The organism is Pectobacterium araliae (assembly GCF_037076465.1).
GTDB classification, from domain to species: Bacteria; Pseudomonadota; Gammaproteobacteria; order Enterobacterales; family Enterobacteriaceae; genus Pectobacterium; species Pectobacterium araliae.
In genome coordinates this window covers 2834433-2859111 of record NZ_AP028908.1, presented here as the reverse complement: position 1 = coordinate 2859111, position 24679 = coordinate 2834433, and the positions used below count along the sequence as shown (strand labels likewise).

Sequence of the window (24679 nt, the reverse complement as noted above, 5' to 3'; positions counted from 1 at the left end):
ATGATGTCTGATTATTCTTGTTGCCGTGACTCTCTGTCTTATTTTATCGAATCTTTTTGGGTAATTAACGGAGTCCGCTATGAGTACCATCAGTATACAGTCTCTCCCCGTTCTGGATTTATCACAGCTTGACGGTAATGCCGAACAACGTGCGGTGTTTTTAACCAAACTAAACCGTGCCGCCCGCGATGTCGGGTTTTTCTATCTTGTCCACCACGGTATTGACAGCGCCCTGCAACAACGAGTTCAGGACTTATCGCGTGATTTCTTTGCGCTGCCAGAAACGGAAAAACAGCGCGTTGGCATGATCCACTCCCCTCATTTTCGCGGCTATAACCGCGCAGGCTCGGAACTAACACGTAACCAGCCCGACTGGCGCGAACAGTTTGATATTGGCGCGGAGCGCCCTGCGCTTGATGTCTCTCCGACCGACCCCGGCTGGCGGCGATTGCAGGGGCCAAATCTCTGGCCAACCGCGTTACCCGAACTGGAAGCGACGCTTCTACACTGGCAGCGAGAAATGACGAATATGTCGTTGCGCCTACTGCGTGCTTTCGCCGAAGCGCTAGAACTACCGCTTACCGCGTTTGATGCGCTTTACGGCAGAAAACCCAACGAACACATCAAGCTGATTCGTTATCCCTCCCAGACGGAAGGTGGAAGCCAGCAGGGAGTAGGGGCGCACAAAGACTCAGGGTTTCTTAGTTTCCTGCTTCAGGACAATCAGCAAGGCTTGCAGGTGGAAATCGAACCTGAACGCTGGATTGATGCACAGCCGCTGGCGGGTTCGTTTGTCGTTAATATCGGTGAACTGCTTGAGCTGGCAACCAATGGTTACCTGCGTGCCACGGTGCACCGGGTTGTGTCTCCCCCCGTTGGAAAAGAACGCTTGTCGATTGCCTTTTTCCTCGGCGCACAGTTGGATGCCGTGGTTCCGGTTTATCAACTTCCCGAGCATCTCGCCAGCCAGGCGAGAGGACCTGCCAGCGATCCCCATAATCCGCTGCTGCGTGACGTGGGCTGGAACTATCTCAAAGGGCGGTTGCGCTCACACCCTGATGTTGCTCAACGCCATTACGCCGATGTTTTAGCGGCGCAAGAGGCATTGCGCACGCAACAAACTCAGTCAGCGGTGACTCTCTAAAATACAATAAGGAATAACACGATGAAAAAGCACGTCCTGTTCTCTCTGGCTGGTGTGGCGCTGTCGGTTGGTCTGGCTCTCTCGGCGCAGGCGGCTGAGGTCTTGCGGGTGGCGGCAGATGCGGTTCCGCACGCGGAAATTTTGGCGCAGGTGCAAAAGATTGATCCAGAACTCAAGTTGAAAGTGGTGGAACTGTCCAGCGGCGTCAATGCCAACGAACTGCTGGCTCACGGTGATGTAGATGCTAATTATTTCCAGCATGTGCCGTATCTGCGCGATCAGGAAAAAGCACTGGGCAAGACATTTGTCGTCGCGGCGACGGTGCATATTGAGCCGTTGGGGATTTACTCAAAGAAATATAAATCGCTGAGTGAGGTGAAGAACAATGCGACGGTGGCGGTGCCAAACAATGTCACCAACCTGAGCCGCGCACTGTACCTGTTGCAAAGTCAGGGGTTGATCACGCTGAAGACTGGCTACAACGATCCGGCAACCGCTCAGGCGACGCCAAAGGATATCGCCAATAATCCGAAGAATCTGAAGATCAGGGAAATCGAATCGCCGCAAATCCCCCGCTCGCTGGAAGATGTCGATCTGGCTGTCATTAACGGTAACTATGCACTGGAGGCCGGACTGGTTCCTTCCCGTGATGCGCTGGGGCTGGAAAGCGCCAGCAATAATCCGTATGCCAATATTCTGGTGACGACGCCAGCGTTGAAGGACGATCCCCGAATCAAACAACTGGCGAACGATCTGGAATCCAAAGCGATCGCGGATTTCATTAGTGCGCGCTATAAGGGCTCGGTGATTCCGGTGGCTGGAAAATAAGTGCGGGGCAGCAAGCATGATCAGCATTGAACGATTGGGAAAGCACTATCCTGATACGCCTCGCCCGGCATTGGAGAATGTCACGCTCACGGTGCCTGACGGCGCGATATACGGCATCCTGGGCCGTAGCGGTGCAGGGAAAAGTACGCTCATTCGCTGTCTGAACCTGCTGGAACGGCCCACATCGGGTCGTATTCTGATGGACGATCAGGACATTACCATGCTGTCGCAGCAGGCGTTGCGACAGCATCGGCAGCGGACTGGGATGATTTTTCAGCATTTCAATCTGCTGCATGCACGTAATGTTGAAGATAACATTGCCGTGCCGTTGGAAATTGCCGGGGTAGCCAAGCGTGAGCGGGCTACCAGGGTGGCCGAGCTGCTGGCGCTGGTGGGGCTGAGCGACAAGGCGCGTGCGTTTCCCTCCCAGCTTTCCGGTGGACAAAAACAGCGCGTTGGCATTGCGCGGGCGCTGGCTGCCCGGCCTGATTATCTCTTGTGTGATGAAGCCACCAGTGCGCTTGATCCAGAAACGACGACGTCGGTATTGGCGCTGTTGGCGGAGATCAATCGCCAACTGGGGCTGACTATCGTGTTGATCACGCACGAGCTGGCTGTGGTCAAAGCCATCTGCGATCACGCCGCATTGCTGGAACAGGGAACGGTAGTGGAAAGCGGGTCGTTGCGGACGCTGTTATCGGAACCCACTTCGCGCCTGCGTCAGGCACTTTTGCCGGATTATGGCGCTGAACAGGATTTTTTACGCCGCCACGGTGTGACGGAAGAGGGGCATTTATGCAAAGTCGCCTGAGCTGGGAAGATTTTTGGCCAATGATGTTCAATGCCACGCAGGAAACGCTCTATATGGTCGGGCTGGCGACGTTGTTTACCGTGATTATCGGGTTACCTATTGGTGTTCTGCTGTTTATCAGCCGCCGAGACGGCGTGCTGCCTTTGCCGCGTTTCAATGCCATTCTCGGTGGTATTATCAACGTGGGACGTTCACTGCCGTTTGTGGTGCTGTTGATCGCCATGATCCCGTTGACCCGCCTGATTGTGGGAACCACGCTAGGCAGCACGGCAGCGGTGGTGCCGATTACCGTTGGAGCATTCCCGTTTTTCGCCCGCGTGGTGGAAAATGCATTGGATGAGGTCGATCGGGGTCGGGTTGAAGCCATCCTTTCAATGGGCGGCTCGGTATGGCATGTGATCAGTAAAGTGCTGTTGCCGGAGGCGTTACCCACTCTGCTGGCAGGTATCACGCTGACTGTGGTGATGCTGATAGGGTTTTCCTCAATGGCGGGAGTAATTGGGGGCGGTGGGTTGGGCGATCTGGCGATCCGCTATGGCTACCAGCGTTTTAACGATCAGGTGATGGTGGGTACGGTGGTGATTCTGGTACTGCTGGTTCAGGGCGTCCAATCTCTCGGCGACCGCGTGATCCGTTCACTGACGCATCGGCGCTAATCGCCCCGCAAAAAAGTAAGGTAATGCTTAACGCTCATATGTGAACACGGTGTGAGGTGTCCCGGCACCGTGTTTCTCGTCCACTACCGCTTATATTATTGAGAGGCGGTTCAGTCAGGCTACGCCTTATTGATCGACCACGGAACCGTCGATGTGCAGTCGGGTTTTCAGGCCGCGACGGCGGTAGGGGAAGCGGTTCTCCAGATCGTCCGCCAGCGCAATGCCGATACCGGACTGCGTCGGTATCTCCATAAATCCATCTACGCATTTGAAGGTGTTCTTCACCACATCTTTTTTCCGCACGCCGTTCTCGACGCCCGTCGCACCAAATTTTTCCGACAGCGCGGGTTGGTCATCCCCCGGATACTCCAACAGGGCAAAATTCGGGATGCTGACGGCGATTTGCAAACAGGCGGCAGTAGAAACCGGACTAAGCGGGTTATGCGGCACCACCATCAAATCGTTGGCTTCTGCCAGCGCGGCCACTTTTTTCGCCCCGGTAATCCCGCCGCACATGCAGACGTCAGGACGCACATAGGCGACCGCGTTGCGACGAATTAACATCGCGAACTCCTGCGGATTGTTCAGGCGTTCACCGGTGGCGATAGGAATATTGATTTTGTCGGCGACTTCCGCCATCGAATCGAAGTTATCCGCGCCGATAGGGTCTTCAATAAAGTAGGGATAAAACGGCTCAATGCCGCGGGCGAACACGACGGCATCGGCAGGTTTCAGGCGGCGATGGACTTCAATACACAGGTCGACATCGTTACCGACCGCTTCCCGATAGAGGCCGATGCGTTCGATGGCTTCACCGATCTCTTTGGCGTGGGTGGTGAAATAAGGCGTATCGCGTGACTCATCCAGAAACGGTGTGAGATGACCAATTGCGGTAAAGCCGTCGGCTTTGGCTTTTTTCAGATTGGCGATGGTCTCTTCTGTGGTTCGTCCTCCCGCGTGGGCATAAACGCGCGCTTTGTCGCGGCAACGGCCGCCCAGCAGGTTATAAACCGGCGTGTCGTAATACTTGCCCGCGATGTCCCACAGGGCGATATCGATGGCGCTGATAGCACCCATGATCGCGGCACCACGGAAATGCCAGCAGCGATACATATACTGCCAGTGATGTTCGATGCGCAGCGGATCTTGCCCAATTAAATACGTGCGCAATGCCTCTACCGCACCTTTGGAGGCATCGAGAAAGCCCCAGGCACCGGATTCACCAATGCCCGTCAGCCCTTCGTCGGTGGTGACCTCAACAAACATATATCGATTCGCGAGAATCACGCGCACATCAGTAATTTTCATCAACGCTTTCCTTAAGTTAGCCTGCTTAGCATTGAGTCTAATCACAGTGGTGTGCGGGTTGTCAACGCTGACGTCAGTAGAGCGGTTAGCGCATCCGGTGCATCGATCATCGCATCGTGGTCGCTGTCGAGCGTCAGAAAACGCCAGGCTGGATCGGCCTGAGCACGCTGAAGCGAGGTGGTGAGGTAGTTGCCCGCTGCGCGCGTACAGCGAATGTAGGTCTTTTTCAGCGTCGCTGGGGCAGGCTGTAAGGATATTGGTTCAAAATAGGTATTGACCGGCTGTGGCGTCAGACGGGAATCGACCCACTCACGGTCGGCTTCGTTCACGCCAAACAGCAGCGACGGAAGCGGGGGAATGTGCCACGTGGGGTCGCGCGCCGCCTGCGTCTGGTAGGCGGTGATGAGATCGGGGGCGTGATCCAGCAGCTTTTCGCCCGATGCGGGTAAAAACGCATCTAGCAGAATCAGGTGGCTGACGACATCAGGCAAATGATACGCGGCAGCCGTAGCGGGAAAGCCGCCGTAGCTGTGGCCGACCAACGTCACATCGCGCCAGCCCTGTTGGCGGATCGTCTCGGTAATATCGTGAATGTGGGTGGACAGGTTAATGCCGCGCGATAGCTCGTCACGGCGTTCTGCCAGTCCGGTGAGCGTCAATGCCGAAGAGGCAAAGCCTGCGGCGGTAAGCCGCTCGGTTACGCGCGACCAACACCAGCCGCCGTGCCAGGCTCCGTGTATCAACACGAACGTGGTGGTGTGGGCATCAACCGACATGGGAAGAATTCTCCTGATTCTGCGTATGCAGCGCCGCATCCAGCCGTATTAGCGCAATCACATAGACCGACAGTGCCGCCAGCAGCGAGGGCAGATGGATCGCTTCGTCTGCGCCGTGCGGTAAGCCGTGGCCGATGGGTAGGAAGTCTGGGCTATTGGCCTCGGTACGCAGGTAGCCGGGGCCGAACGTAATCGCACGCGGCAGCACTTTGGAATGCGTTACGCCCCCCATTGAATAGGCCGGGTCTGCACGACCTGTGACATCGTGCCAGCTCTGCTGCAAGACCCGCCGCGTGCTGTCTTCTTCTGGCAGATAAAACGGTGGCACATCACGCCAGCCGTCTACCAGCGTAATGTCGTTTGTCAACGTGGCAAGCTGGTCGCGTAATGCCGCGACGATCGCATTTCCTTCCCGCGTCACCGGATAGCGAATGTCGGCAAGAAGAGTCAGTGAACCGGGCGTGGTCGACTGCCAGAGACCCGCGTTCAGCGTCAGCCTGCCCGACGGCGCATCTTCCTGCGCCAACCCAATATCCTCGCCATAGGGAGAAGCGAAAATCTGCTGTAGCTGCGCGGCTAGCGTGCGTTCCCGTTCTGGCAACAGATCCAGTTCGCGTAGGGCATCCAGCAACACCACGGCGGCGCTGAGCGTGCCGTCAGGGAAGGCGGCATGGCCAGCAATGCCCTGCGCCTGTAGCGTAATCCCCTGTTCGGTAGGGATCAGCGTGAGGCGTCCGACTCCCAAGCCACGCAACCCATCGACGCTGAGATCGCGGGGCGCATCAGCGAGCGTGATCTGCGCAGTAGCCGGAATACTGTTGGCCGCGTTGCCTGCGCTCAGGTTCGCCAGCACGCCCGCGTCGGCGATGTGCAGCCGGAACGAGATTTGCCCTTTCTGCGCATAGTTCACCGGAAATTTCCCGTCGGTGACCAGCGAAATACGCGGCACCGGCCCATGCTGGGCAAACCAGGCGAGATCGGCCATGTCGGTCTCTTCCGCCAGCCCATACACGATGCGCAGATTTTGATGCAGGGGAATATCCAGCGCGCGGATCAACTTGAGCAGATAGAGGTCGAGGATCGCGGGGCCTTTGTTGTCAGCTACGCCGCGTCCGATCAGAAAATCACCGTGACGCGTCAGCGCAAACGGCGGATACGTCCAGTGTTCACCCGCAGGCACAACATCGAGATGGCTAATCAGGCCGATATCCTCGCGGTGCTCGCCGTAAATCACCGAACCCGCGTAGCCCGCATGGCGCTCGGTACGGAATCCAGCCTGCTCTGCTAATGCCAACGCGGTATCCAATACACGGGCGCATTCGGGACCAAATGGCGCACCCGGCTGAGTGAGATCGGCGCGGCTCACGCTGGGAATGGCAATCCACGTCGCCAGCTCATCAATCAGCGAGTCACGCTGTGCGGCAATCCAGCGTTCGATTTTGGGTAACAGGGCGCTTTCTTGGGGGGTTAGGGCTGTGGACATACTTTCCTCCATTAAGTGACCAAATAACATAAAACATCTATCCGCTGCGCCTTAGCTTGATTCTGGCTATGGATATCTGTAGGCGGCATATATCGCTGGCTAATCCCAAATTTTGGCAAACGATAGCGAAATTTATTATTCGTCCCACTTCCTGCTGACATGGTAACTACGAGGTTATTAACGACAGCTTATTATTTATAACGCTTGGTATTTTTTGGCGCATCGCGTCTTTTCATCAGGAGAACGGGGTGAACACACTTGCGACGACTGGCGCGCGGGTAGGGGTGGACGTCGGCGGCACCTTTACCGATTTTGTTTTATTCGACCCTATTCAGCAGCAGTATTTTTTTCATAAACAGCCGAGTACGCCAGACGATCCGGCGCATGCCGTGCGTGACGGATTGTTGGCGCTTCTGCATAAGAGCGATCTACCGGCTTCTGCGATAGCGTTCCTGTTGCACGGCACGACGCTTGGGCTCAACGCGATTATTCAGCGGCGCGGTGCGCGTATTGCGCTGGTTGTCAGCCGAGGTTTTCGCGATGTGTTGGAAATTGGTCGTGCCCGCCTGCCGTCTTCTTTTGATTTTCATGCCGATCGTGAACCGCCCTTTCTGCCGCGCCAGCGTGTGCTGGAGATCCCAGCGCGTTTTACCCCGCAGGGAGAGTGGTCATCGCGTCCAACGGCAGAGGATATCGCTACGCTGGCGACACAGATACAGGCGCTGGAGGTCAGTGCGGTCGCGCTAATGACGATTAACGGCTATGCCAACCCGCAGGCAGAGGCCGAGCTGGCACAGCAAATCGGCGAGCAACTGTTGGATATTCCCGTGCTGTCTGCCGCGCAGCTGTGGCCGGAGATACGTGAATATGAGCGCACGCTGGTCGCCGGGCTTAACGCTTATATTCAGCCGCTGATGCAGCGTTATTTTTCCCGACTGGCGGCGCTGTTACAACAGGAGGCCATCAGCGCCCAACTGCTGATCACGGCGTCTAACGGCGGCGTGCTGCCGTTAGAGAGTGCGCGGCAACGTCCGGTTGATACCTTGCTCTCCGGTCCGGCTTCTGGCGTCAGTGCCGCTGCCCAGTTGGTAAAACGTGCGGGCGGCGGTGGATTTCTCTCCTTCGATATGGGCGGCACCAGTAGCGATATGTCGCTTTCGCTCGACGGTGACGTCGCTCGTGTGACGCGTACGGATATTGGTGGCCTGCCGTTGATCTTACCGGTGGTGGGCGTTTCGGCGATAGGGGCTGGCGGAGGCTCTGTCGTGCATGTGGATGATTACGGGATTTTAAAGGTTGGCCCAGAGAGTGCGGGGGCGGAACCTGGCCCGGTCGCTTATGCGCGCGGGGGCGACCGGCCAACCCTTACCGACTGCTATCTGGTGAGCGGAATTGTACCAGCGGATACCTTTCTGGGCGGGACGATGCCGCTGGATGTCGCGCGTGCCCGAACGGCGTTGACGAATCTGGCGATACGGCTTGGGTTTTCAGATGAAGATGCGGCTCAGCAGGCGGCCAGTGGGGCATTAGCGGTCGCGACGACGCAGATGGCGACCGAATTGAATAAAGTGCTGGCGCAGCAGGGAGCCTCACCAGACGTGCTGACGCTGGTGCCGTTTGGCGGCGCGGGGCCGACGCATGCCAATTTACTGGCTGACGAAGCGGGTATTTCTCGTATTCTGGTGCCGCTGCGTCCTGGGACGTTTTGCGCTCAAGGGGCAGTGACGGCGGATATTCGGCACGATTTTGTCCGTAGCCTGCGTGTAACGGTGAGTGATGATACGCAAGCGCCTATTCTCGCCGCGCTGGCCGCGTTACGCGATCGGGCGCAGGCGTGGTTTGTGCAGCAAGGCGCGGCTTTCAGCACGCGTGTCACGCTCGGTGTCGAGGCTGACATGCGTTATACCGGGCAGGCTTACGAACTGACGGTGTCGTTAGGTGAACCGGATTCGGTCAACGTGGCCGCGCTACTGGCGGCATTTACGCAGCGACATCGGCAGCATTATGGTTTCGTCAATGCTGATGGAGAGGTTGCCTTAACGACGCTGCGTTTATCGCTAACGGCCTGGCTACCGGTGTTACCGGATGAGCGCGCCACGCTCGTGACAGCAGATACCGCGCCGACCACACGCCGTTTTTACTTTCGTCAGCGCTGGCATGATGCCGCGATATGGCAACGAAACGCGCTACGTGAAGGTGACGCGCTGAAGGGCCCGGCTATCGTCGAGCAGGAGGATACTACCACGCTGATTTTACCCGGTTGGCAGGGTTCGGTGGACATGCAGGGAAACCTGCTCATCGTCAAACGTCCGATGGGAGATCAGGCATGAAGCTGGATGCGATTACGCTGGAAATTCTCAATAACAAGCTGACCGCGCTGACCGAAGAGATGTGCCATATCCTGCAACGCACGGGACGCACGCTCTATGTGAAAGAAACCGCTGATTTCTGTTGTGCTGTTGCCGATCGGCATGGCCGTTTCTTTGCCTATCCGCGTGGGATCGGGGTTTCCGGTTTTGTCGGATTGAACAGTTTGCCAACCATGCAGGCAATCAACGATCTGCAACCGGGCGATGTGATCCTGACCAACGATCCGTATCGTTCACGCGGGTTAGCCACCCATCTTCCTGACCTGCAACTGTTGGCTCCGTGGTTTATTGACGGTGAGATTGTCGCGTGGGGGTGGGCGTTCCTGCACGCTTCTGATGTAGGGGGACGAGTGCCAAGCAGTATTTCGCCAACGAACAGCGATATTTTTCAGGAAGGGCTGCAAATTCCACCGATCAGGCTGGTACGCGGCGGCGAGATTAACCGCGAGCTGATGCAACTGCTGGCGGCTAACAGCCGTACTCCGGAGGCCAATGCCGGAGATATTCAGGCGATGCTGGCGGCGCTAAATACCGGGCAGCAGCGGCTGGCACAGATTGTGCGCCTGCATGGTGTCGCCGATGTGGTGCAGGCGCAGCAGGATTTACAAGACTACGCGGCGGCGCGTGCCCGGCAGGTATTACGCCGCATTCCGAATGGGACTTACACGTTTGAAGATTATCTGGACGATGCCGCAGGCAGCGGACTGCCAGTGCGACTGGCGCTCAGCGCACGGGTAGACGACGGCACTGTCCATCTGGATTTTACCGGTAGCGACGCACAGGTGGCGGCTGCCATCAATATTCCCAGCCACGGCGAGCCCCATGCCTGGCTCACGTTGCGTATTCTGGCGCTGGTTTGCACGCTCGATAAAACCGTACCACTGAATGCCGGTTTGCTGGCGCCGATAACCCTTTTCGCACCGTCCGGTTCGGTGGTTAACCCGCAATTTCCCGCGGCGGTGGGGGTGCGCCACGCGACGGCAGTGCGGGTTAATGACGTGCTAAATGGTTTACTCGGTCAGGCGCTGGGTGAGGTGATGCCTGCGGCCAGCGGCGGCACCATTATTCCTCTGGTGGTCGCTGAACGGGGTGGGCAGCGTGAACAAAATGTTCAGGTGATCGAACCGATGGTGGGCGGCGGCGGCGCCCGCTGGGGACGCGACGGCATTGATGGCCGCGACAACAGTATTTCCAATCTGGCGAACAACCCGGTCGAGATGGTTGAGGCAGAAACACACGTTGAAATTGTGCAATACGGCCTGCGTGAGGACTCTGCGGGTGCCGGACAGTGGCGTGGCGGGATGGGACAACAGATCCATATTCGCCTGCTTCAGGACGACAGCACCATTCTGGCGCGTGGCATGGAGCGTATGGTGTTTCAGCCGTGGGGGGCGCACGGAGGTTTACCGGGTGAGCGAACCACGATGACGCTAAATCCCGGCCGTGATGATATCGAATTAGGCAAAATCGATCTGCTCAGCGTGACGCGGGGCGACGAGATTTTACTGCAAACGCCGGGCGGCGGCGGATGGGGCGATCCCTTGGCGCGCGATACTGCGGCGGTGCTGGACGATGTTGAGAACCAGTTGATTAGCGAAACGTCAGCCCGCGAACGCTATGGTGTGGTCGTTGTGAATGGCGTGCTCGATCGTGCTGAAACCGCCAGACGCCGGGCGTTCGTGTCTCAACATTCGTCATTCGGTTCTGCGCGAGATAATTGGCTGGCGGTGTTTGAGCCGACGCTGCTGACGCGCCTCAATGTCTTGTTATATCCGCTGTTGCCCGCTGAACGGCAGCGTCTTCGTCAGCAAATATTTGCCGCGGCGCTGGCACATCTGCCCGCTGGCTTTCCACAGCGAACGGCTCCTTCTATCACGCTTGCCCAACAGGGCTTTGCCGATGCTGTTGCTGCGTTAGAACGGCAGGCATCCTCGTTTTCCGCGCCGTCAACGCGCACATAATCACCAGGAGATATTATGCGAGTCACCCTTCTCAGAACGTTAGTGCTCAGTGCGCTGTCTGCCACGTTTGCCACGGCGGTGTATGCCGAGTCGGCGACGCCGCAAGCCACCGATTCGGTTGTGATCGGCGTCTATGGTGGCGATTGGGAGAAAAATATTCGCGCCGCTGGGCTAGAGCAGTTTGCGAAAGACAATAATATTAAGCTGACCGTCGTGCCGGGTGCTGACGCCGAGTGGTTTGCCAAACTGCGAGCCAGTAAAGGGCGACGGGCACCTTACGATATTGTGGTGTTCCAGCCAGACACCGTGCAGCGTGCGATTGCCGCCGATCTACTGCAACCGCTCGATGCACAGCACATTCCTAATCTCGACAGGCTTTATCCCAGTGTGCAGTCGCGTTTTGTTAGTGATAACAAAACCTACGCGGCAGCGTTTAGCCTGGGGCAACTTGGGCTGGCGTATCGCAGTGATCTGGTGAAAACACCGCCGACGAGCTGGCTGGATTTGTGGAAACCCGAATATAAGGGCCATGTGGCGATCTCCTCTCCAACCTATGCCGCGGGATTACAGTTTTTTGCCGGTCTGGTGAATGCGCTGGGCGGAAAACTGAATAACCCTGCGGATGTCGACAACGCATTTGCCAAGCTGACAGAACTGCGTGGCAACGCGGTCGCCTTCCCTGACAGTCCGGGAGCGATTCAGACGCTGCTGGAGCGAGGTGATGCCTGGATTGTGCCGTACTGGGATGGGCGCGTGTTTGCGCTCAAGCAGCAGGGGGTGAAGGTTGATTTCGTTTATCCCTCTGACGGCCCGGTGGTCGGCGCGGCTAACTGGGTGATCCCGAAAGGGGCACCGAATCTGGCGAATGCCTACAAACTGGTGAACGCACTCTCCGGCGATAAGGCGCAAAAAGCCTTTTCCGATAAATCCCTGTACGGCATGACGAATAAGGACGTGCAGTACAGCGCGACGTTAAAACAGCAGGTTCAGGTTGGCGAGGAGGCTTACAGCAAGCTGATCTGGATCGACTACGCCACCGCGACGCCGCAACTGGCCGACTGGACCAGCCGGTGGAGTAAGGCGCTGGGGGGCGGCAAATGAGTGCGGTGTCCATTGATACCGTTGTACGAGAGTTTGACGCGCACCGAGCGCTGGACGGCGTTAGCCTTGAGATTGCACAGGGGGAGTTTTTCTCCCTGCTGGGGCCGAGCGGCTGTGGTAAAACCACGCTGCTCAATATCATTGCGGGCTTTCTTGCACCCACCGCCGGACGTGTGTGTATCAATGGGCAGGATATTACCGACTGGCCGCCTTATCGCCGCAACATCGGGATGGTGTTTCAAAATTACGCGTTATTTCCTCACTTAAGTGTTGAGGAGAATGTTGCCTATGGCCTCAAGGTCCGGCGTGTCAACCGTCAGGAGCAACAGCGGCGGGTGAAAGAGGCGCTGGATCAGGTTCGGCTCGAAGGGTTAGCGACGCGCAGGCCACATCAGTTATCCGGCGGGCAGCAGCAGCGCGTGGCTATTGCCCGTGCGCTGGCGATTGAACCGCAGGTCCTGTTGTTGGATGAGCCACTTTCTAACCTTGATGCACGGTTACGCAAAGTGATGCAGGATGAGCTGCGTGCGTTGCAGCAGCGTGTGGGGATTACGACCGTACTGGTGACGCACGATCAAGAGGAAGCCTTAACACTGTCGGATCGTATCGGCGTTCTTGGTCATGGCCGTCTTCAGCAGCTCGGTTCGCCGTGGCAGCTTTACCACGCGCCGGAAAACCGTTTTGTTGCTGAATTTATCGGGCAGGCGAATTTGTTGACGGTAAGCGCGGATGCCGCCAGCGGTCACTATGTGGCTCAGGATCATTTCGTTGCGGTGTCACAACCGCTGCGGATTGCCACCACAACCCGTGCTCTTCAGGCTCAGCGGCTGATGATTCGACCAGAACGAATTGCGCTGGCATTCGTTCCGCCCGAGGGACGGTCGGGTGTTAACCAGACCGACGCAACGGTGAAACAGGCCAGCTACGCCGGTGCGTCGGTACGCCTGACCTGCCAATTGCCCGGCGGTGGGGAGCTATTGGTGCAGGCCGATGAGCAGATGTTTTCTCGTTTGCCCGCCATCGGTGAGGCCTGCTTTTTGCACTGGCAGGTGGACGATGTTGTGATTTTACCCGCTGAGGGAGATACCGCATGAGTCCCCCGCGTCTGAAAGAGCAAAAGAACGCGTTTCCATGGTTGATGCTGACCCCCTGTCTGGTGTTCCTGCTGCTATTTTTACTCGTGCCGATTCTGCTACTGGTCGATCAAAGTCTCACGGAGGTTGACGGGCTATTGGAGCCGCTGCCGGGATTCAGCCTGACGCAATATGTCGCGGTGTTTACACAGTTCGACTATCTGTACGCGCTATGGACTACGTTGTGGGTTTCCGTGCTCACGGCCGTGTTGACCGTTCTGCTGGCCTGGCCTGCCGCCTGGCTGCTGGTGACCCTACGCAGCCGAACGTGGCGCACGCTGCTCTACATCATTTTGATTTCTCCGTTGCTGACCAGCGTGGTGATTCGGACTTTTGCCTGGATTGTCCTGCTGGCGCAAAATGGGTTGGTTAACAGCGTATTGATGGCGACAAGCCTGATCCCGCAGCCGCTCAGCCTGTTGTGGAACATGAATGCGGTGATTATCGCCTACGTGCAGGTGATGCTGCCGTTCGCCGTGCTGCCGTTGATCACGTCGCTCAACGAAATGGCACCGTCACTACGGTTGGCATCAATGAGCCTTGGCGCGACGTCGGCACAGACGTTTAGGTGGGTCGTACTGCCGTTGACGCTCCCGGGGATGGTGACGGGTTTTGTTATCGTGTTTTCGTTAGCGGCGGGGAGCTACATCACGCCGCTGTTGATTGGCGGGCGGCTGCAACCGCTATTGCCTATCTCGATTTATCAGCAGGCGATGCAAATAGCCAATTTGCCGATGGCGGCCGCGCTGTCGCTCACGCTGCTGGTCATGACGCTGTTAGTGGCAGGGGCGGCGGGTCACGTGCTGAAACGTTGGGAGAGGAAAAACCATGGTTACTGATCGTTCGCCGGGCATCCGTTTACGTCAGTATGCTGTCACGCTAGCGGGTATCCTGGTTTATGCTTTCCTTGCGCTGCCGGTGCTGGTAATTGTGTTATCCGCCTTCAGTCCTGAAACCTATCCGCAGTTCCCACCGCGCGGTATATCGCTGCGCTGGTTTCGTGCGCTGTTGGAGGACGAAAACTGGCGTTCATCACTGGGTATTAGCCTGCTATTACTGGTGATTGTCACGCCGCTGACGGTGATCGTCGGCACGTTTGCCGCTTGGGCGCTCGCGCGGCTGGAATTTCGCTATCGTGAAAGCCTTCAGGCTTTCATTCTATCACCGCTGATGATCCCACAGGTTGTATTGGGGATCGCATTGCTCTATGTCCTCATGGCTGTGGGGCTCGCGGGGAGTGTGACAGGGTTGGTGATCGGCCACATGGTGGTGGCACTGCCTTATGTGGTTCGTACGGTCAGCGTCAGTCTGGCGGCAATGGACAGACGGCTGGAAGCGGTGTCGATGAGCCTCGGTGCCGGACGCGGATATACCTTCCTGCATATCACGCTACCGCTGATTAAACCGGGTATGCTGGCAGGGGCAGTTTTCGCGGCGGTAACGTCATTCGGCGAGGTCTCGGTGAGCCTGTTCCTCAGCGCACCGGATACTATCACGGTGCCCGTCCGTATCTTCAATTACGTCGATCAAACCTTCGATCCGACGGTGAACGCCATTTCGGTAATTTTTATCGCCATTGCGGTGCTGGTGCTCATCATTATTGAGAAGCGCATCGGTTTGACCAAAATTCTTTAATTAATGTGTTGATAAACTATGGGTATTTTTACGGTATCTGTCTGATGGTTGAAATGCATGCACTGCAAAGAGCAATACCGTTTATCAGATATCCTTACCCTGAATCTCTATAAAAGAAATGAACGGTTACCGTTATAGTGATGGTGAAATAATTAATTAGAAGCACCCTTATTATTTTTAACGTCGTTTGAGCATCGTCCCGCGTGGCGGAGGTCATCGTAAAAACACAGTATTAATGGATATTTCCTGCCGTTATCGGCGGGCGGGTATTTTTATCCCTAAATAAAGGATTCACTGATGTTGTCTGGTTTTTAGGGATGAAGTGGCAACACGATGCGATGTATTCCGTAAGCGGCGGTGAGACAGACATATTTATCGCGCGATATAGTCATAGCAAATAAAAAGGTGAGCAAGATGGGAACTCTCGCATTACAGCAGCGCATCAGTAGCAGTATTGAACAGCATCGCGAAGAATATATTGCAATTTCCCAGGATATTCATGCGCATCCCGAAACGGGAAATAATGAATATTACGCCAGCGGGCTATTAACGGATTTATTAAAGAAGCATCACTTCACAGTAACGCTGAACGTTGCCGGACATGAAACGGCCTTTTATGCGGAAAAAGACAGCGGCAAACCGGGGCCGACCATTGCTTACCTCGCTGAATATGATGCGTTAATCGATATCGGTCACGCCTGCGGTCACAACATCATTGGAGTAACCAGTCTGGCGGCCGCGATTGCGCTGGCAGAGGTTATCGATCAGACCGGCGGCAAGGTGGTGGTGTTGGGGACGCCAGCTGAAGAAGGCGGCCTGCGCGGGAAAGGCGGAATTAATGGCAACGTGAAGGCGCGTTTTGTTGAACATGGCTTCCTTGATCGGGTCGATGTCGCCCTGATGGTTCATCCGGCAGGAAAAACGCGGCTCACCGGACCGTCGCTGGCAAACAATCACCTCTATTTTCATTTTTACGGTAAACCCTCGCATGCAGGAAGCTCGCCGCATAAAGGCGTGAACGCGCTGGATGCGCTGGTGCTGCTTTACAACGGGATCAGCGTGCTGCGCCAGCAACTGCCGGACGGCGTTCGGGTTCACGGCATTATCACCAACGGCGGGCAGGCGCCGAATGTGATTCCAGAATACGCCTCCGCCCACTATTACATCCGTGCCAAAACGCGTGAAGAAGTGGTGGCGTTAGAGCCACGTATTCGCGCGATTGCGGATGGCGTCGCGCTGGCGACGGGCACCACGGTGAAAATTGAGCATCAGGTTGGCCCGCGTGATTTTCTGATTAACCACGCGCTGAATGCCATCCTGCTGGAGGAATTCACTGCCGCAGGGGAGGTGGTCGATCAAAAAGTGAAAGAGGGCATCGGTTCGACGGATGCCGGAGATATCAGCCATGCGGTGCCGACTGCACACCCCACGATTAAAATCGGCCCTGACGATCTGATCGGCCACACCGTGCCATTCCGTGAAGCGGCAAATTCCCCGCTTGGCTATGCCGCGCTGCTGACGGGCGCGCAGGTTCTGGCTAGAACGGGCCTGCGACTGTTGACTGATCCCCGCGCGTTGCAGGATGCCAAAGACGAGTTTGCTGGCCGTCGCTCGGTTACCGACGCCGCCTGATGCGGCGTCTGCACAGGCTGAATATCATAAAAATAGTGGAGTTTCCCATCAATGAAATGGTTTAACTTTCCTGCCGCTGCACTCTTGCTCGCGGCCAGTTTACCCTGGGGAATCGCGCTGGCGGAAACCGTCAATCGCGATGCAACGCTGAATATCGCTTATGGCAAACGACCGGGTACGCTTGATCCTTACCTGACAACCAACAGTGCGACCACGGACGTGGTACGCCACATTTTTGAACAACTTTTTACGATTAACGATCGGTTTGAACCGGTGCCGGAACTGGTTGAACGTTATTCGCTGAGTGATGACCGCAAGGTCTATACCTTTGTGCTGCGCGACGGCATCCGCTTTCATGATGGTCAGCCGCTGACGGCAGACGATGTGGTGGCATCGATGAACCGCTGGCTGGCCGTCTCTACGCAGGGGAAAGCCAATCTGCCGGGGGCGCAGTTTAGCCGGATTGACGATCGCACCGTACAGCTGACGGTACAGACGCCGTCTCTGATTACCCTGAATGTGCTGGCCGATTTGAAGAATCTGCCTTCGATTATGCCTAAGCGCCTGATCGACGAAGCCAATACCAGCAAAAAACCGGTGAGTGAACTGATTGGCACCGGCCCTTACAAGCTGGCGGAATTCAAACAGGGGGATTATCTGCATCTGACGCGCTATGACGGTTATGTCTCGCGTAGCGAACCGGCGAATGGCCTGTCGGGGCAGAAGAAGGCCGAGGTGAAAGATATCTGGTTCCGCTACATCACGGATGAGTCTACCCGGCTGGCAGGGGCATTGACCGGTGAATATGACGTCGTTTTTGATTTGCCGAAAGACAACATTGACGCGCTGAATAGTGCCCGCGATGTGAAGCTGTATCGTCCCGAAGCCGGGGGATCGCTCATCACCTACCTGTTCAACAAGAACCGCGGACCGTTTGCCGATGTGAAACTGCGTCAGGCATTCAATCTGGCGCTTGATGTCCATCAGGTGCTGCTGGCGGGCTACAGCGATCCACGCTTTTTCAGGGAAGATTCGTCGTTAGGTTTTCCTGAGCAGGTGGACTGGCACAGTGAAGCTGGCAAGCCATACTGGAATCAGCACAAGCTGGACGAGGCCAGAAAGCTGGTAAAAGAGTCCGGCTATAACGGTGAAGAAGTAGTGATCATCGCCACCAAGGAATACGCCGAATTGTACAATCTGGCGATTGTTGCACAGCAGGTGCTCAAACAGATTGGCGTGAAATCTCGTCTTGATGTCTATGACTGGGCCACGGTGTTACAGCGGCGTCAGGACCCTAAAAACTTCGACCTGTGTGCGCTGGAATTCTCGATGCGTCAGGTGCTGCATCAGTATCCTTTCCTGGATTCCCGTGCCAAATTCCCCGGCTTGAGTAACAGCCCGGAAATTGATGCGCTGCTGGATGATATCAAGCAGGCTCCGTCGCTACAGGCGGCAAGAGGATTGGTGGATAAACTTCACGTGCAAACCTGGACCTATCTGCCGGTGATTGTGCTGGGGCGTACCACGCCTGATGCGGTCGCGATCACGCATCATGTTCACGGCTATCGGGATTTAATCGGCCCCGTCCTGTGGAACGTCAGCATCACAAAACCGTAAGCGGAGAAGCGAATGGGATGGTTTATTTTCCATCGGCTGCTGGCGCTGATACCCGTTCTGCTGGTGGTCTCCATCGTGGTGTTTTGTCTGGTACATCTTGCTCCGGGCGATCCGGTGCTGGTCATTCTGGGCAATGATGCCAGTCCGGGGGATGTCGCCGCGCTGCGTCAACAAATGGGGCTGGATAAGCCCCTGCTGACTCAGTTTGTCGTGTGGTTTGGCGCAGTGCTGCGTGGCGATCTCGGCCATTCACTCTTCATGAATGCCAGCGTCATGTCGCTTTTCTTGCAGCACCTGCAACCTACGTTGGCACTGGCGCTCTATGCACAAGGGGTGGCGCTACTGCTTGGGCTGGCGGCTGGTGTACTTAGCGCGTCGCAACAGGGACGGTTTCTGGATCGCCTGATTATGGGACTGGCGGCGGTGGGGATGTCGATTCCCGGCTTTTTACTCGGGCTGTTTCTGATTTTCTTTTTTGCCGTGCAGTTGCGCTGGTTTCCGGTTGTGGGATACAGCTCGACGCGCGGCGATGTACTGGTCAATCTGTGGTATATGACGCTTCCGGCACTGGCATTGGGGTTGCGCATCGCGGCGCTGATTGCCCGCATGACGCGAGCGGTGATGCTCGATGTGTTGAGCGAAAACTACATTAAAACGGCGCGTGCCAAAGGCGTAGCGGAATACTGGGTTCTACTGCGCCACGGCCTGAAAAATGCGCTCCTGCCTATTCTCACCATCTGCGGTGAATCTTTCGGTTCGCTGGTGACGGGAACGATTGTGATTGAAAGCGTGTTCGGCATTCCCGGCGTCGGCTCGCTGGTGGTGGATTCCATCGAACGCCGCGATTTCTCGGTGATTCAGGGAGCGGTGCTGCTGATTACCGTCAGCTATGTGCTGATTAATCTGGCGGTGGATATGCTGGGGCATGCCGTTGACCCGCGTCTCTCCCTGTCAGGGGAGAAGGAGTGACATGAAAGCGCTGTTTGCCAATCAACTCCTGACAACGGGCATCGCTATCCTGCTGCTTATTCTTATCGTCGCGCTGGGGGGAGCATTTCTCAGCCCTTACGATCCCTATGCCTTAAATCCCCTGGAGCGGTTGTCCGCACCGACGTGGCAGCACTGGTTTGGCACCGATAATTTTGGCCGCGATGTGTTTGTGCGGGTCGCGATTGCGGTCCAGATTTCGTTGTCCGTTGGGGGCGCGGTCGCGCTGATTTCGGGCTCGATTGGCACGCTAATCGGCCTGCTATGTGTCTGGTATCGCCCGCTGGATATGGTCATCATGCGGATTTGTGACGGGCTGTTTGCCTTTCCTTCTCTGCTGCTGGCCATTTCCATCGTTGGTATTCTTGGCCCGAATCCCGCCAATGTTGTACTGGCGCTGTCGCTGGTCTATGTGCCGTCGGTGGTGCGCGTGATGCGTGCGGCGGCGCTGGTGATCAAGGAGAAAAATTACATCGAGGCGTTGCGTGCGCAGGGGGCAAAGAGTCGCCGGATCATCTGGCTGCACATTTTACCCAACGTGGTATCGCCGCTGATCGTTCAAGTGTCGTGGATCTTCTCGGTCGCGATTCTCACTGAGGCGGCGCTGAGCTTTTTAGGTTCGGGGATACCTGCACCGACGCCCAGCCTGGGTAATTTATTGCTGGAGGGGAAAAAAGTGATTTTTACCTCCTGGTGGATGACCTTTTTCCCCGGTATGGCGATTGTGCTCTTGATCCTGTCTCTGAATATGATTGGAGACGGCCTGCGCGATATCTCCGATCCTACGCTTAAGCCGCTCTCACGTCGGGTTTCCCGTCTGCTGAAAGCGGTCACGACACCAAAGTGAATATGATGAGTGAAACGCCGCTACTGTCTGTCAAAGACCTGAGAGTCACGTTTGCCGCGCCGTCTGGCCTCTTGCACCCTGTCCGAGGGGTCTCTTTTGAGGTGAATCCGCGTGAGACGCTGGGCATCATCGGTGAATCTGGCTGTGGCAAAAGCGTCACTGCTGATGCGCTGATGGGATTATTGCCTGCGCGCACTAGCCGAGTCGGCGGTGAGGCTAGCCTGAACGGTCAGCCGCTGCTGTCGCTGTCGGATGAGGCGCGGCGACGCCTGCGGGGCAATGCATTGGCCATGATTTTTCAGGATCCGCTCTCCAGCCTTAATCCGGTCTATACCGTGGGTGAACAGATCGATGAAAGCCTGCGGCAACACACCACGCTCTCGCGTCAGGCGCGAAAAGCGCGGGTGCATGAACTGCTAACCCAGGTGGGGATGCCCGATCCGGCCGCCTGTGCCGTGAGCTATCCGCATCGGCTATCTGGCGGGATGCGCCAGCGAGTGATGATTGCGATCGCGATTGCCTGCGGGCCGGGGTTGCTGATTGCCGATGAACCGACAACGGCGCTCGATGTCACCATTCAGGCGCAGATTCTTTCGCTGTTGGATAAGTTAAAAGCCGAAACCGATATGGGTATCGTGCTAATTACGCACGATCTGTCGGTGGTAGCGCAGATGTGTCAGCGCGTGATCGTGATGTATCTGGGGGAAGTGGTGGAGCAGGCGGATGTGTTCACGCTGTTTGATCACGCGCGACATCCTTATACGCAGGCGCTGCTGCGGGCGATGCCTAACCTCGATGCGCCGCGTAAAAGCGAGCTGCCGGAGATAACCGGCAGTGTTCCGCCATTGACTCATCCTCCCACTGGCTGTGGTTTTGCTCCGCGCTGCCCGCTGGCGGATGCACGCTGTCACCAGTCTCCCCCTGAGCTCTCCGTGGCTGACGAGGTGGGCCATCGCGTACGCTGCTGGAAGGCGGATAGCCTCGGGAGCGCCGTATGACTGAGCCGTTATTACGGGTGAAAAACCTGCGTAAAACCTTTCGGGTCGGGCAGGGATGGCGAAAAAAAACGCGGGTGGCGCTCGATGATGTCAGTTTCCATATTTTCCCCGGTGAAACGTATGCGCTGGTTGGGGAGTCGGGCAGCGGCAAAAGCACCACGGGACGCAGCATTTTAGGGCTGACGCCCGCGAATGCCGGGGAATTGCACTTTGCCGGTCACGATCTCCGGCAGCAGAACGCAGAGCAGTTACGACAGCTGCGGCGCGACATGCAGATGATCTTTCAGGACCCGCTCTCCTCGCTCGATCCCAAGCGTAGCGTCGGGTACAGCATTGAAGAACCGCTGATTATCCACGGCATACGCGATAGCCAGTGGCGCAAGGCGCAGGTGATCAAGATGCTGACGCGAGTCGGGTTCACCGCAGCGGATGCCGGACGCTTTCCGCACGAGTTTTCCGGTGGGCAACGCCAGCGTATCGGGATTGCCCGCGCTCTGGTGCTGGAACCGAAACTGATCGTGTGCGATGAACCGGTTTCGGCGCTGGATGTTTCTATTCAGTCGCAGATTTTAAATCTGCTTTTGGCATTACAGCGGGAGCAGGGGCTGGCGTATTTGTTTATCGCGCACGATCTGAGCGTGGTACACCATATTGCCGACCGTATTGGCGTGATGTACCGCGGGCGCATTGTTGAAGAAGCGCCCGCGGCGACGCTGTTTTCACAGGCACGTCATCCGTATACGCGTTTCCTGTTGGCTTCGATTCCGCCCGCGCATCCGCGGTTAAAACGGGCTGTTCAGGTGGACGCGCAGAAAGGGCAAGAGAGCGGGTGTCAGTTTGACGAACCAACACCCGGCACGCCGGCACGATGCCGCATACACCCAACGCAAGAATATTGGATCAATGCGGAACACCGCGTCGCCTGCGCCCGATCAGAGATGCCCTGACAGGCGCTGGTGAATTTTAGTGCTGTGGGTATCCAGCCCGATGATCGTGACCTTCGCATTGTAGCGATGATAGCGGGTTTCGATCGCGTCGAGCGCTGCCACGCTGGAGGCATCCCAGATTTGGGCGTGCGTCAAATCGATGGTGACGTTCTGCGGATCCTGCGCGTAGAGGAAGTGCTCGAAGAGATCGTTGCTGCTGCCGAAGAAGAGAGGGCCGCGCACCCTGTAGTGCACCGACTGACCGTCTTCGCTCACCTGACGCTCCGCGTGAATGACGTGCGCCACGCGGCGCGCAAACAGCAGGATGGCAAAGATCACGCCGCCCGCTACGCCGATAGCGAGGTTCCCCGTCGAGACGGTCGCGACAACCGTCACGATGACCACCAGCGTTTCCGACAGCGGCATACGCTTCAGCGTGGTTGGGTGCAGGCTATGCCAGTTCATGGTTTTCAGTGCGACGATCATCATAATGCCTGCCAGCACCACCATCGGAATCTTCGCCATGATTTCGCTCAGCCCAGTCACCAGCAGCAACAGCACCAGCGCGGCGGCGAGGGTGGAAATGCGTGTTCGCGCTTTGCCCAACTCCACGTTGACCACGGTCTGCCCGATCATTGCGCATCCGGCAATCCCACAATAGAACCCGGCGAAAATATTGGAAACGCCGAGTCCCCAGCATTCCCGGCGCTTGCTGGACGGGGTATCGGTAATGTCGTCGACCAGTTTGGCAGTTAACAGCGATTCCATCAGCCCAACAAAGGCAATACTCAGCGCGGTTGGCCAGATGATGTGCAGCGTTGCAAGATTAAACGGCACCAGCCACTGGGTGAAACTCGGTAATCCGGGTTGCATGGGGCCCGCATCGCCGACGTTAGGCACCATGATGCCAGTAAAAATAGCAATCGCGGTCACCGTCACAATGGCCACCAGCGGCGCGGGAATGCTTTTCACCACGTAAGGCAGCAGCAGGACAATCGCGAGCGTCAACGCAAACAGCAGCCAGACGATCGAGGATTGTCCGTAAATATGCGGCACCTGCGCGGCAAAAATCAGGATGCCCAGCGCATTCACAAACCCGATCATCACCGAGCGGGGGATATAGCGCATCATTCTCGCCAAGCCCGCCAGCCCAAACAGAATTTGGATAAGTCCCGCCATCATTACCGCAGGCAAAATATAGGCCACACCGTGTGCGTGTACCAGCGGGCCGATCACCAGCGCCACGGCACCCGCGGCGGCGGTCACCATCGCCGGTCTGCCGCCGAGAAAGGACATGGTAAAACACAACACGATGGAGGCGAACAGGCTGACTTTCGGGTCGACGCCCGCGATGATGGAAAACGAAATCACTTCTGGGATAAGCGCCAACGCGGTGATGGTGCCCGCCAAAACTTCGCGCATCAGCAGCGAGGGCGAGCGTAATACAGCAAGCGTTGACGTAGCAGAGGGCACTGGCGTCGGCGTTGCATTGGGGGATGAAATCATAATGTGCAGGCTCTGATTTTTTCTTATTTATAGGTCAATGACGAAAGGCGGGAGAGGATAAATTATCGGCAGTATAAAAGATACTGTCCGTCATCGGTGAGTAAGGGAAAGTTTGCTGCGGTACGAAGGGGCAGATAGCGCTTCGCCTATCCGCCCTTAAGAATATCAGGAAATAAATTTCACACCTTGCTTCAATACGATATCGCAAGCCTTGGTTTTCACCTTCTCAGCTAATGGCGTATTTCCAATATTATTCAGGTTTAACTGTTTTCCATCTTTGGTATTCAAAAGACCGGCTAATCCCTGCGTATAATCAGTCTGTTGTTGCTCTTGCTGAGATGCCAGGCCAAGTTTATCCAGCAACTGGTTTTTGATGCTTTCTGTATTGGTTGCAGAAACCAGCTTCTGCTTCACGCAATATTGCAAGATCCCAGCCGCGTTGTTCATCGTGCCAGCACTTAGCGCCTGATTTCCACCATTGAGCAGCCCCGCTAATCCAGCCAATCCGCCGGATGAAGAGTGGTTCTGACCGAGTTGGCTAACCGCGCTGGACAGTGAATCCTGTAAACTTGCAGCCTGAGCGTAGCCTGTCAGCATACAAGTGGCTAAGCCAACGGCACCGATTACGTTTCTGATTGACTCCATGACACCCTTACTCACTGTTTAACATCCACGCCGTAGAAAATACCGCGAAGTATCGTACTTAAAAAGCAAAAATCTCCGCATTGTTTCCCTTCTTTTATTTGAATTTGTTACGGTTTCTACCACGTTGTCGTGGCTGTTACCGCGACGACTTATGCGGCCTTCCAGATCGTGTGATTTCAGGGCAATGTCCTTTGTCGTCCTGGGTTGAATTGACCAGCCGATAACGTGGCGGGAGAACAGATCCACAACCTGTTTGATCGCTTCAATTTTAAACTCTTCGGGATAACGCTTGCCGCTCATCGGCACCTCTCTTTAA

General features: G+C 56.5%; 22 protein-coding genes. 16 read left to right on the top strand and 6 right to left on the bottom strand.

The window, feature by feature from the left end; translation table 11 throughout:
• Window positions 1–79 precede the first annotated feature (79 nt).
• From AACH44_RS12980 to AACH44_RS12965, 4 genes are read left to right on the top strand one after another with little or no spacing between them, the layout of a single operon-like run.
• Complete coding sequence (locus tag AACH44_RS12980) at window positions 80–1144, top strand: isopenicillin N synthase family dioxygenase (RefSeq protein ID WP_425606575.1); 1065 nt, start codon at window positions 80–82, stop codon at window positions 1142–1144.
• Window positions 1145–1165: 21 nt separating this feature from the next.
• The gene (locus AACH44_RS12975) at window positions 1166–1972 is read left to right on the top strand and encodes a MetQ/NlpA family ABC transporter substrate-binding protein (RefSeq protein ID WP_261848041.1); all 807 of its coding nucleotides are present in this window, start codon (window positions 1166–1168) and stop codon (window positions 1970–1972) included.
• Window positions 1973–1988: 16 nt separating this feature from the next.
• On the top strand, window positions 1989–2783 hold the full coding sequence (locus tag AACH44_RS12970) for a methionine ABC transporter ATP-binding protein (RefSeq protein WP_261848042.1): 795 nt from the start codon (window positions 1989–1991) through the stop codon (window positions 2781–2783).
• A complete protein-coding gene (locus AACH44_RS12965) occupies window positions 2768–3439 on the top strand; it encodes a methionine ABC transporter permease (protein WP_261848043.1) in 672 nt (223 codons plus the stop codon). The genes AACH44_RS12970 and AACH44_RS12965 overlap by 16 nt, the downstream gene beginning before the upstream one ends.
• 126 nt (window positions 3440–3565) lie before the next feature.
• Here the strand turns inward: AACH44_RS12965 and AACH44_RS12960 are convergent, their stop codons facing one another.
• Genes AACH44_RS12960 through AACH44_RS12950 form a run of 3 tightly spaced genes read right to left on the bottom strand, consistent with a single transcriptional unit; the run spans window position 3566 to window position 7006 of the window.
• Window positions 3566–4747, bottom strand: a complete 1182-nt coding sequence (locus tag AACH44_RS12960; protein WP_261848044.1) for a mandelate racemase/muconate lactonizing enzyme family protein — start codon at window positions 4745–4747, stop codon at window positions 3566–3568.
• A 41-nt stretch (window positions 4748–4788) separates the two neighbouring features.
• A complete protein-coding gene (locus AACH44_RS12955) occupies window positions 4789–5523 on the bottom strand; it encodes an alpha/beta fold hydrolase (RefSeq protein ID WP_261848045.1) in 735 nt (244 codons plus the stop codon).
• Window positions 5513–7006 (bottom strand): Sapep family Mn(2+)-dependent dipeptidase, encoded by a 1494-nt coding sequence (locus AACH44_RS12950; RefSeq protein WP_261848046.1) that lies wholly within the window; start codon window positions 7004–7006, stop codon window positions 5513–5515. Before AACH44_RS12950 ends, AACH44_RS12955 begins: the two co-directional genes overlap by 11 nt.
• 248 nt (window positions 7007–7254) lie before the next feature.
• Here AACH44_RS12950 and AACH44_RS12945 point away from each other — a divergent pair, with 248 nt between their 5' ends.
• The 12 genes from AACH44_RS12945 to AACH44_RS12890 all read left to right on the top strand — a co-directional run bounded on the left by AACH44_RS12945 (window position 7255) and on the right by AACH44_RS12890 (window position 22233).
• Complete coding sequence (locus tag AACH44_RS12945) at window positions 7255–9336, top strand: hydantoinase/oxoprolinase family protein (RefSeq protein WP_261848047.1); 2082 nt, start codon at window positions 7255–7257, stop codon at window positions 9334–9336.
• Window positions 9333–11336 (top strand): hydantoinase B/oxoprolinase family protein, encoded by a 2004-nt coding sequence (locus AACH44_RS12940; RefSeq protein WP_261848048.1) that lies wholly within the window; start codon window positions 9333–9335, stop codon window positions 11334–11336. Before AACH44_RS12945 ends, AACH44_RS12940 begins: the two co-directional genes overlap by 4 nt.
• Before the next feature lie 15 nt (window positions 11337–11351).
• Window positions 11352–12437: an ABC transporter substrate-binding protein gene (locus AACH44_RS12935; protein ID WP_137742464.1), complete on the top strand. Its 1086-nt coding sequence runs from the start codon at window positions 11352–11354 to the stop codon at window positions 12435–12437.
• Entirely contained in the window at window positions 12434–13531 is a 1098-nt protein-coding gene (locus AACH44_RS12930; protein WP_261848049.1) for an ABC transporter ATP-binding protein, read from the top strand. Before AACH44_RS12935 ends, AACH44_RS12930 begins: the two co-directional genes overlap by 4 nt.
• A complete protein-coding gene (locus AACH44_RS12925) occupies window positions 13528–14409 on the top strand; it encodes an ABC transporter permease (protein WP_261848050.1) in 882 nt (293 codons plus the stop codon). Before AACH44_RS12930 ends, AACH44_RS12925 begins: the two co-directional genes overlap by 4 nt.
• Entirely contained in the window at window positions 14399–15205 is an 807-nt protein-coding gene (locus AACH44_RS12920; RefSeq protein ID WP_261848051.1) for an ABC transporter permease, read from the top strand. The genes AACH44_RS12925 and AACH44_RS12920 overlap by 11 nt, the downstream gene beginning before the upstream one ends.
• Before the next feature lie 414 nt (window positions 15206–15619).
• A complete protein-coding gene (locus AACH44_RS12915) occupies window positions 15620–16837 on the top strand; it encodes a M20 family metallopeptidase (protein ID WP_261848052.1) in 1218 nt (405 codons plus the stop codon).
• Window positions 16838–16888: 51 nt separating this feature from the next.
• On the top strand, window positions 16889–18454 hold the full coding sequence (locus AACH44_RS12910) for an ABC transporter substrate-binding protein (protein ID WP_261848053.1): 1566 nt from the start codon (window positions 16889–16891) through the stop codon (window positions 18452–18454).
• A 12-nt stretch (window positions 18455–18466) separates the two neighbouring features.
• On the top strand, window positions 18467–19423 hold the full coding sequence (locus tag AACH44_RS12905; RefSeq protein ID WP_261848054.1) for an ABC transporter permease: 957 nt from the start codon (window positions 18467–18469) through the stop codon (window positions 19421–19423).
• Between the two features lies 1 nt (window position 19424).
• The gene (locus AACH44_RS12900; protein WP_338659266.1) at window positions 19425–20288 is read left to right on the top strand and encodes an ABC transporter permease; all 864 of its coding nucleotides are present in this window, start codon (window positions 19425–19427) and stop codon (window positions 20286–20288) included.
• 2 nt (window positions 20289–20290) lie between these two features.
• Window positions 20291–21286: an ABC transporter ATP-binding protein gene (locus AACH44_RS12895; protein WP_261848090.1), complete on the top strand. Its 996-nt coding sequence runs from the start codon at window positions 20291–20293 to the stop codon at window positions 21284–21286.
• Window positions 21283–22233 (top strand): ABC transporter ATP-binding protein, encoded by a 951-nt coding sequence (locus AACH44_RS12890; RefSeq protein ID WP_261848056.1) that lies wholly within the window; start codon window positions 21283–21285, stop codon window positions 22231–22233. The genes AACH44_RS12895 and AACH44_RS12890 overlap by 4 nt, the downstream gene beginning before the upstream one ends.
• On the opposite strand, the gene AACH44_RS12885 is transcribed toward AACH44_RS12890, so the two are convergent.
• The 3 genes from AACH44_RS12885 to AACH44_RS21240 form a co-directional block, all read right to left on the bottom strand.
• Window positions 22219–23718: a SulP family inorganic anion transporter gene (locus tag AACH44_RS12885; protein ID WP_261848057.1), complete on the bottom strand. Its 1500-nt coding sequence runs from the start codon at window positions 23716–23718 to the stop codon at window positions 22219–22221. The genes AACH44_RS12890 and AACH44_RS12885 overlap by 15 nt on opposite strands.
• A gap of 165 nt (window positions 23719–23883) precedes the next feature.
• Entirely contained in the window at window positions 23884–24363 is a 480-nt protein-coding gene (locus AACH44_RS12880; RefSeq protein WP_261848091.1) for a DUF2501 domain-containing protein, read from the bottom strand.
• Between the two features lie 18 nt (window positions 24364–24381).
• The gene (locus tag AACH44_RS21240) at window positions 24382–24663 is read right to left on the bottom strand and encodes a hypothetical protein (RefSeq protein WP_425606665.1); all 282 of its coding nucleotides are present in this window, start codon (window positions 24661–24663) and stop codon (window positions 24382–24384) included.
• Window positions 24664–24679 lie beyond the last annotated feature (16 nt).

What these genes read in the sequence shown, in the direction of transcription:
- AACH44_RS12935 (WP_137742464.1), top strand. Translation starts at nt 11,352, where the DNA reads ATGCGAGTCACCCTTCTCAGAACGTTAGTGCTCAGTGCGCTGTCTGCC.
- AACH44_RS12910 (WP_261848053.1), top strand. Translation starts at nt 16,889, where the DNA reads ATGAAATGGTTTAACTTTCCTGCCGCTGCACTCTTGCTCGCGGCCAGT.
- AACH44_RS12895 (WP_261848090.1), top strand. Translation starts at nt 20,291, where the DNA reads ATGATGAGTGAAACGCCGCTACTGTCTGTCAAAGACCTGAGAGTCACG.
- AACH44_RS12880 (WP_261848091.1), bottom strand. Translation starts at nt 24,363, where the DNA reads ATGGAGTCAATCAGAAACGTAATCGGTGCCGTTGGCTTAGCCACTTGT.
- AACH44_RS12890 (WP_261848056.1), top strand. Translation starts at nt 21,283, where the DNA reads ATGACTGAGCCGTTATTACGGGTGAAAAACCTGCGTAAAACCTTTCGG.
- AACH44_RS12980 (WP_425606575.1), top strand. Translation starts at nt 80, where the DNA reads ATGAGTACCATCAGTATACAGTCTCTCCCCGTTCTGGATTTATCACAG.
- AACH44_RS12965 (WP_261848043.1), top strand. Translation starts at nt 2,768, where the DNA reads ATGCAAAGTCGCCTGAGCTGGGAAGATTTTTGGCCAATGATGTTCAAT.
- AACH44_RS12930 (WP_261848049.1), top strand. Translation starts at nt 12,434, where the DNA reads ATGAGTGCGGTGTCCATTGATACCGTTGTACGAGAGTTTGACGCGCAC.
- AACH44_RS12960 (WP_261848044.1), bottom strand. Translation starts at nt 4,747, where the DNA reads ATGAAAATTACTGATGTGCGCGTGATTCTCGCGAATCGATATATGTTT.
- AACH44_RS12975 (WP_261848041.1), top strand. Translation starts at nt 1,166, where the DNA reads ATGAAAAAGCACGTCCTGTTCTCTCTGGCTGGTGTGGCGCTGTCGGTT.
- AACH44_RS21240 (WP_425606665.1), bottom strand. Translation starts at nt 24,663, where the DNA reads ATGAGCGGCAAGCGTTATCCCGAAGAGTTTAAAATTGAAGCGATCAAA.
- AACH44_RS12920 (WP_261848051.1), top strand. Translation starts at nt 14,399, where the DNA reads ATGGTTACTGATCGTTCGCCGGGCATCCGTTTACGTCAGTATGCTGTC.
- AACH44_RS12915 (WP_261848052.1), top strand. Translation starts at nt 15,620, where the DNA reads ATGGGAACTCTCGCATTACAGCAGCGCATCAGTAGCAGTATTGAACAG.
- AACH44_RS12900 (WP_338659266.1), top strand. Translation starts at nt 19,425, where the DNA reads ATGAAAGCGCTGTTTGCCAATCAACTCCTGACAACGGGCATCGCTATC.
- AACH44_RS12955 (WP_261848045.1), bottom strand. Translation starts at nt 5,523, where the DNA reads ATGTCGGTTGATGCCCACACCACCACGTTCGTGTTGATACACGGAGCC.
- AACH44_RS12905 (WP_261848054.1), top strand. Translation starts at nt 18,467, where the DNA reads ATGGGATGGTTTATTTTCCATCGGCTGCTGGCGCTGATACCCGTTCTG.
- AACH44_RS12940 (WP_261848048.1), top strand. Translation starts at nt 9,333, where the DNA reads ATGAAGCTGGATGCGATTACGCTGGAAATTCTCAATAACAAGCTGACC.
- AACH44_RS12950 (WP_261848046.1), bottom strand. Translation starts at nt 7,006, where the DNA reads ATGTCCACAGCCCTAACCCCCCAAGAAAGCGCCCTGTTACCCAAAATC.
- AACH44_RS12970 (WP_261848042.1), top strand. Translation starts at nt 1,989, where the DNA reads ATGATCAGCATTGAACGATTGGGAAAGCACTATCCTGATACGCCTCGC.
- AACH44_RS12925 (WP_261848050.1), top strand. Translation starts at nt 13,528, where the DNA reads ATGAGTCCCCCGCGTCTGAAAGAGCAAAAGAACGCGTTTCCATGGTTG.
- AACH44_RS12885 (WP_261848057.1), bottom strand. Translation starts at nt 23,718, where the DNA reads ATGATTTCATCCCCCAATGCAACGCCGACGCCAGTGCCCTCTGCTACG.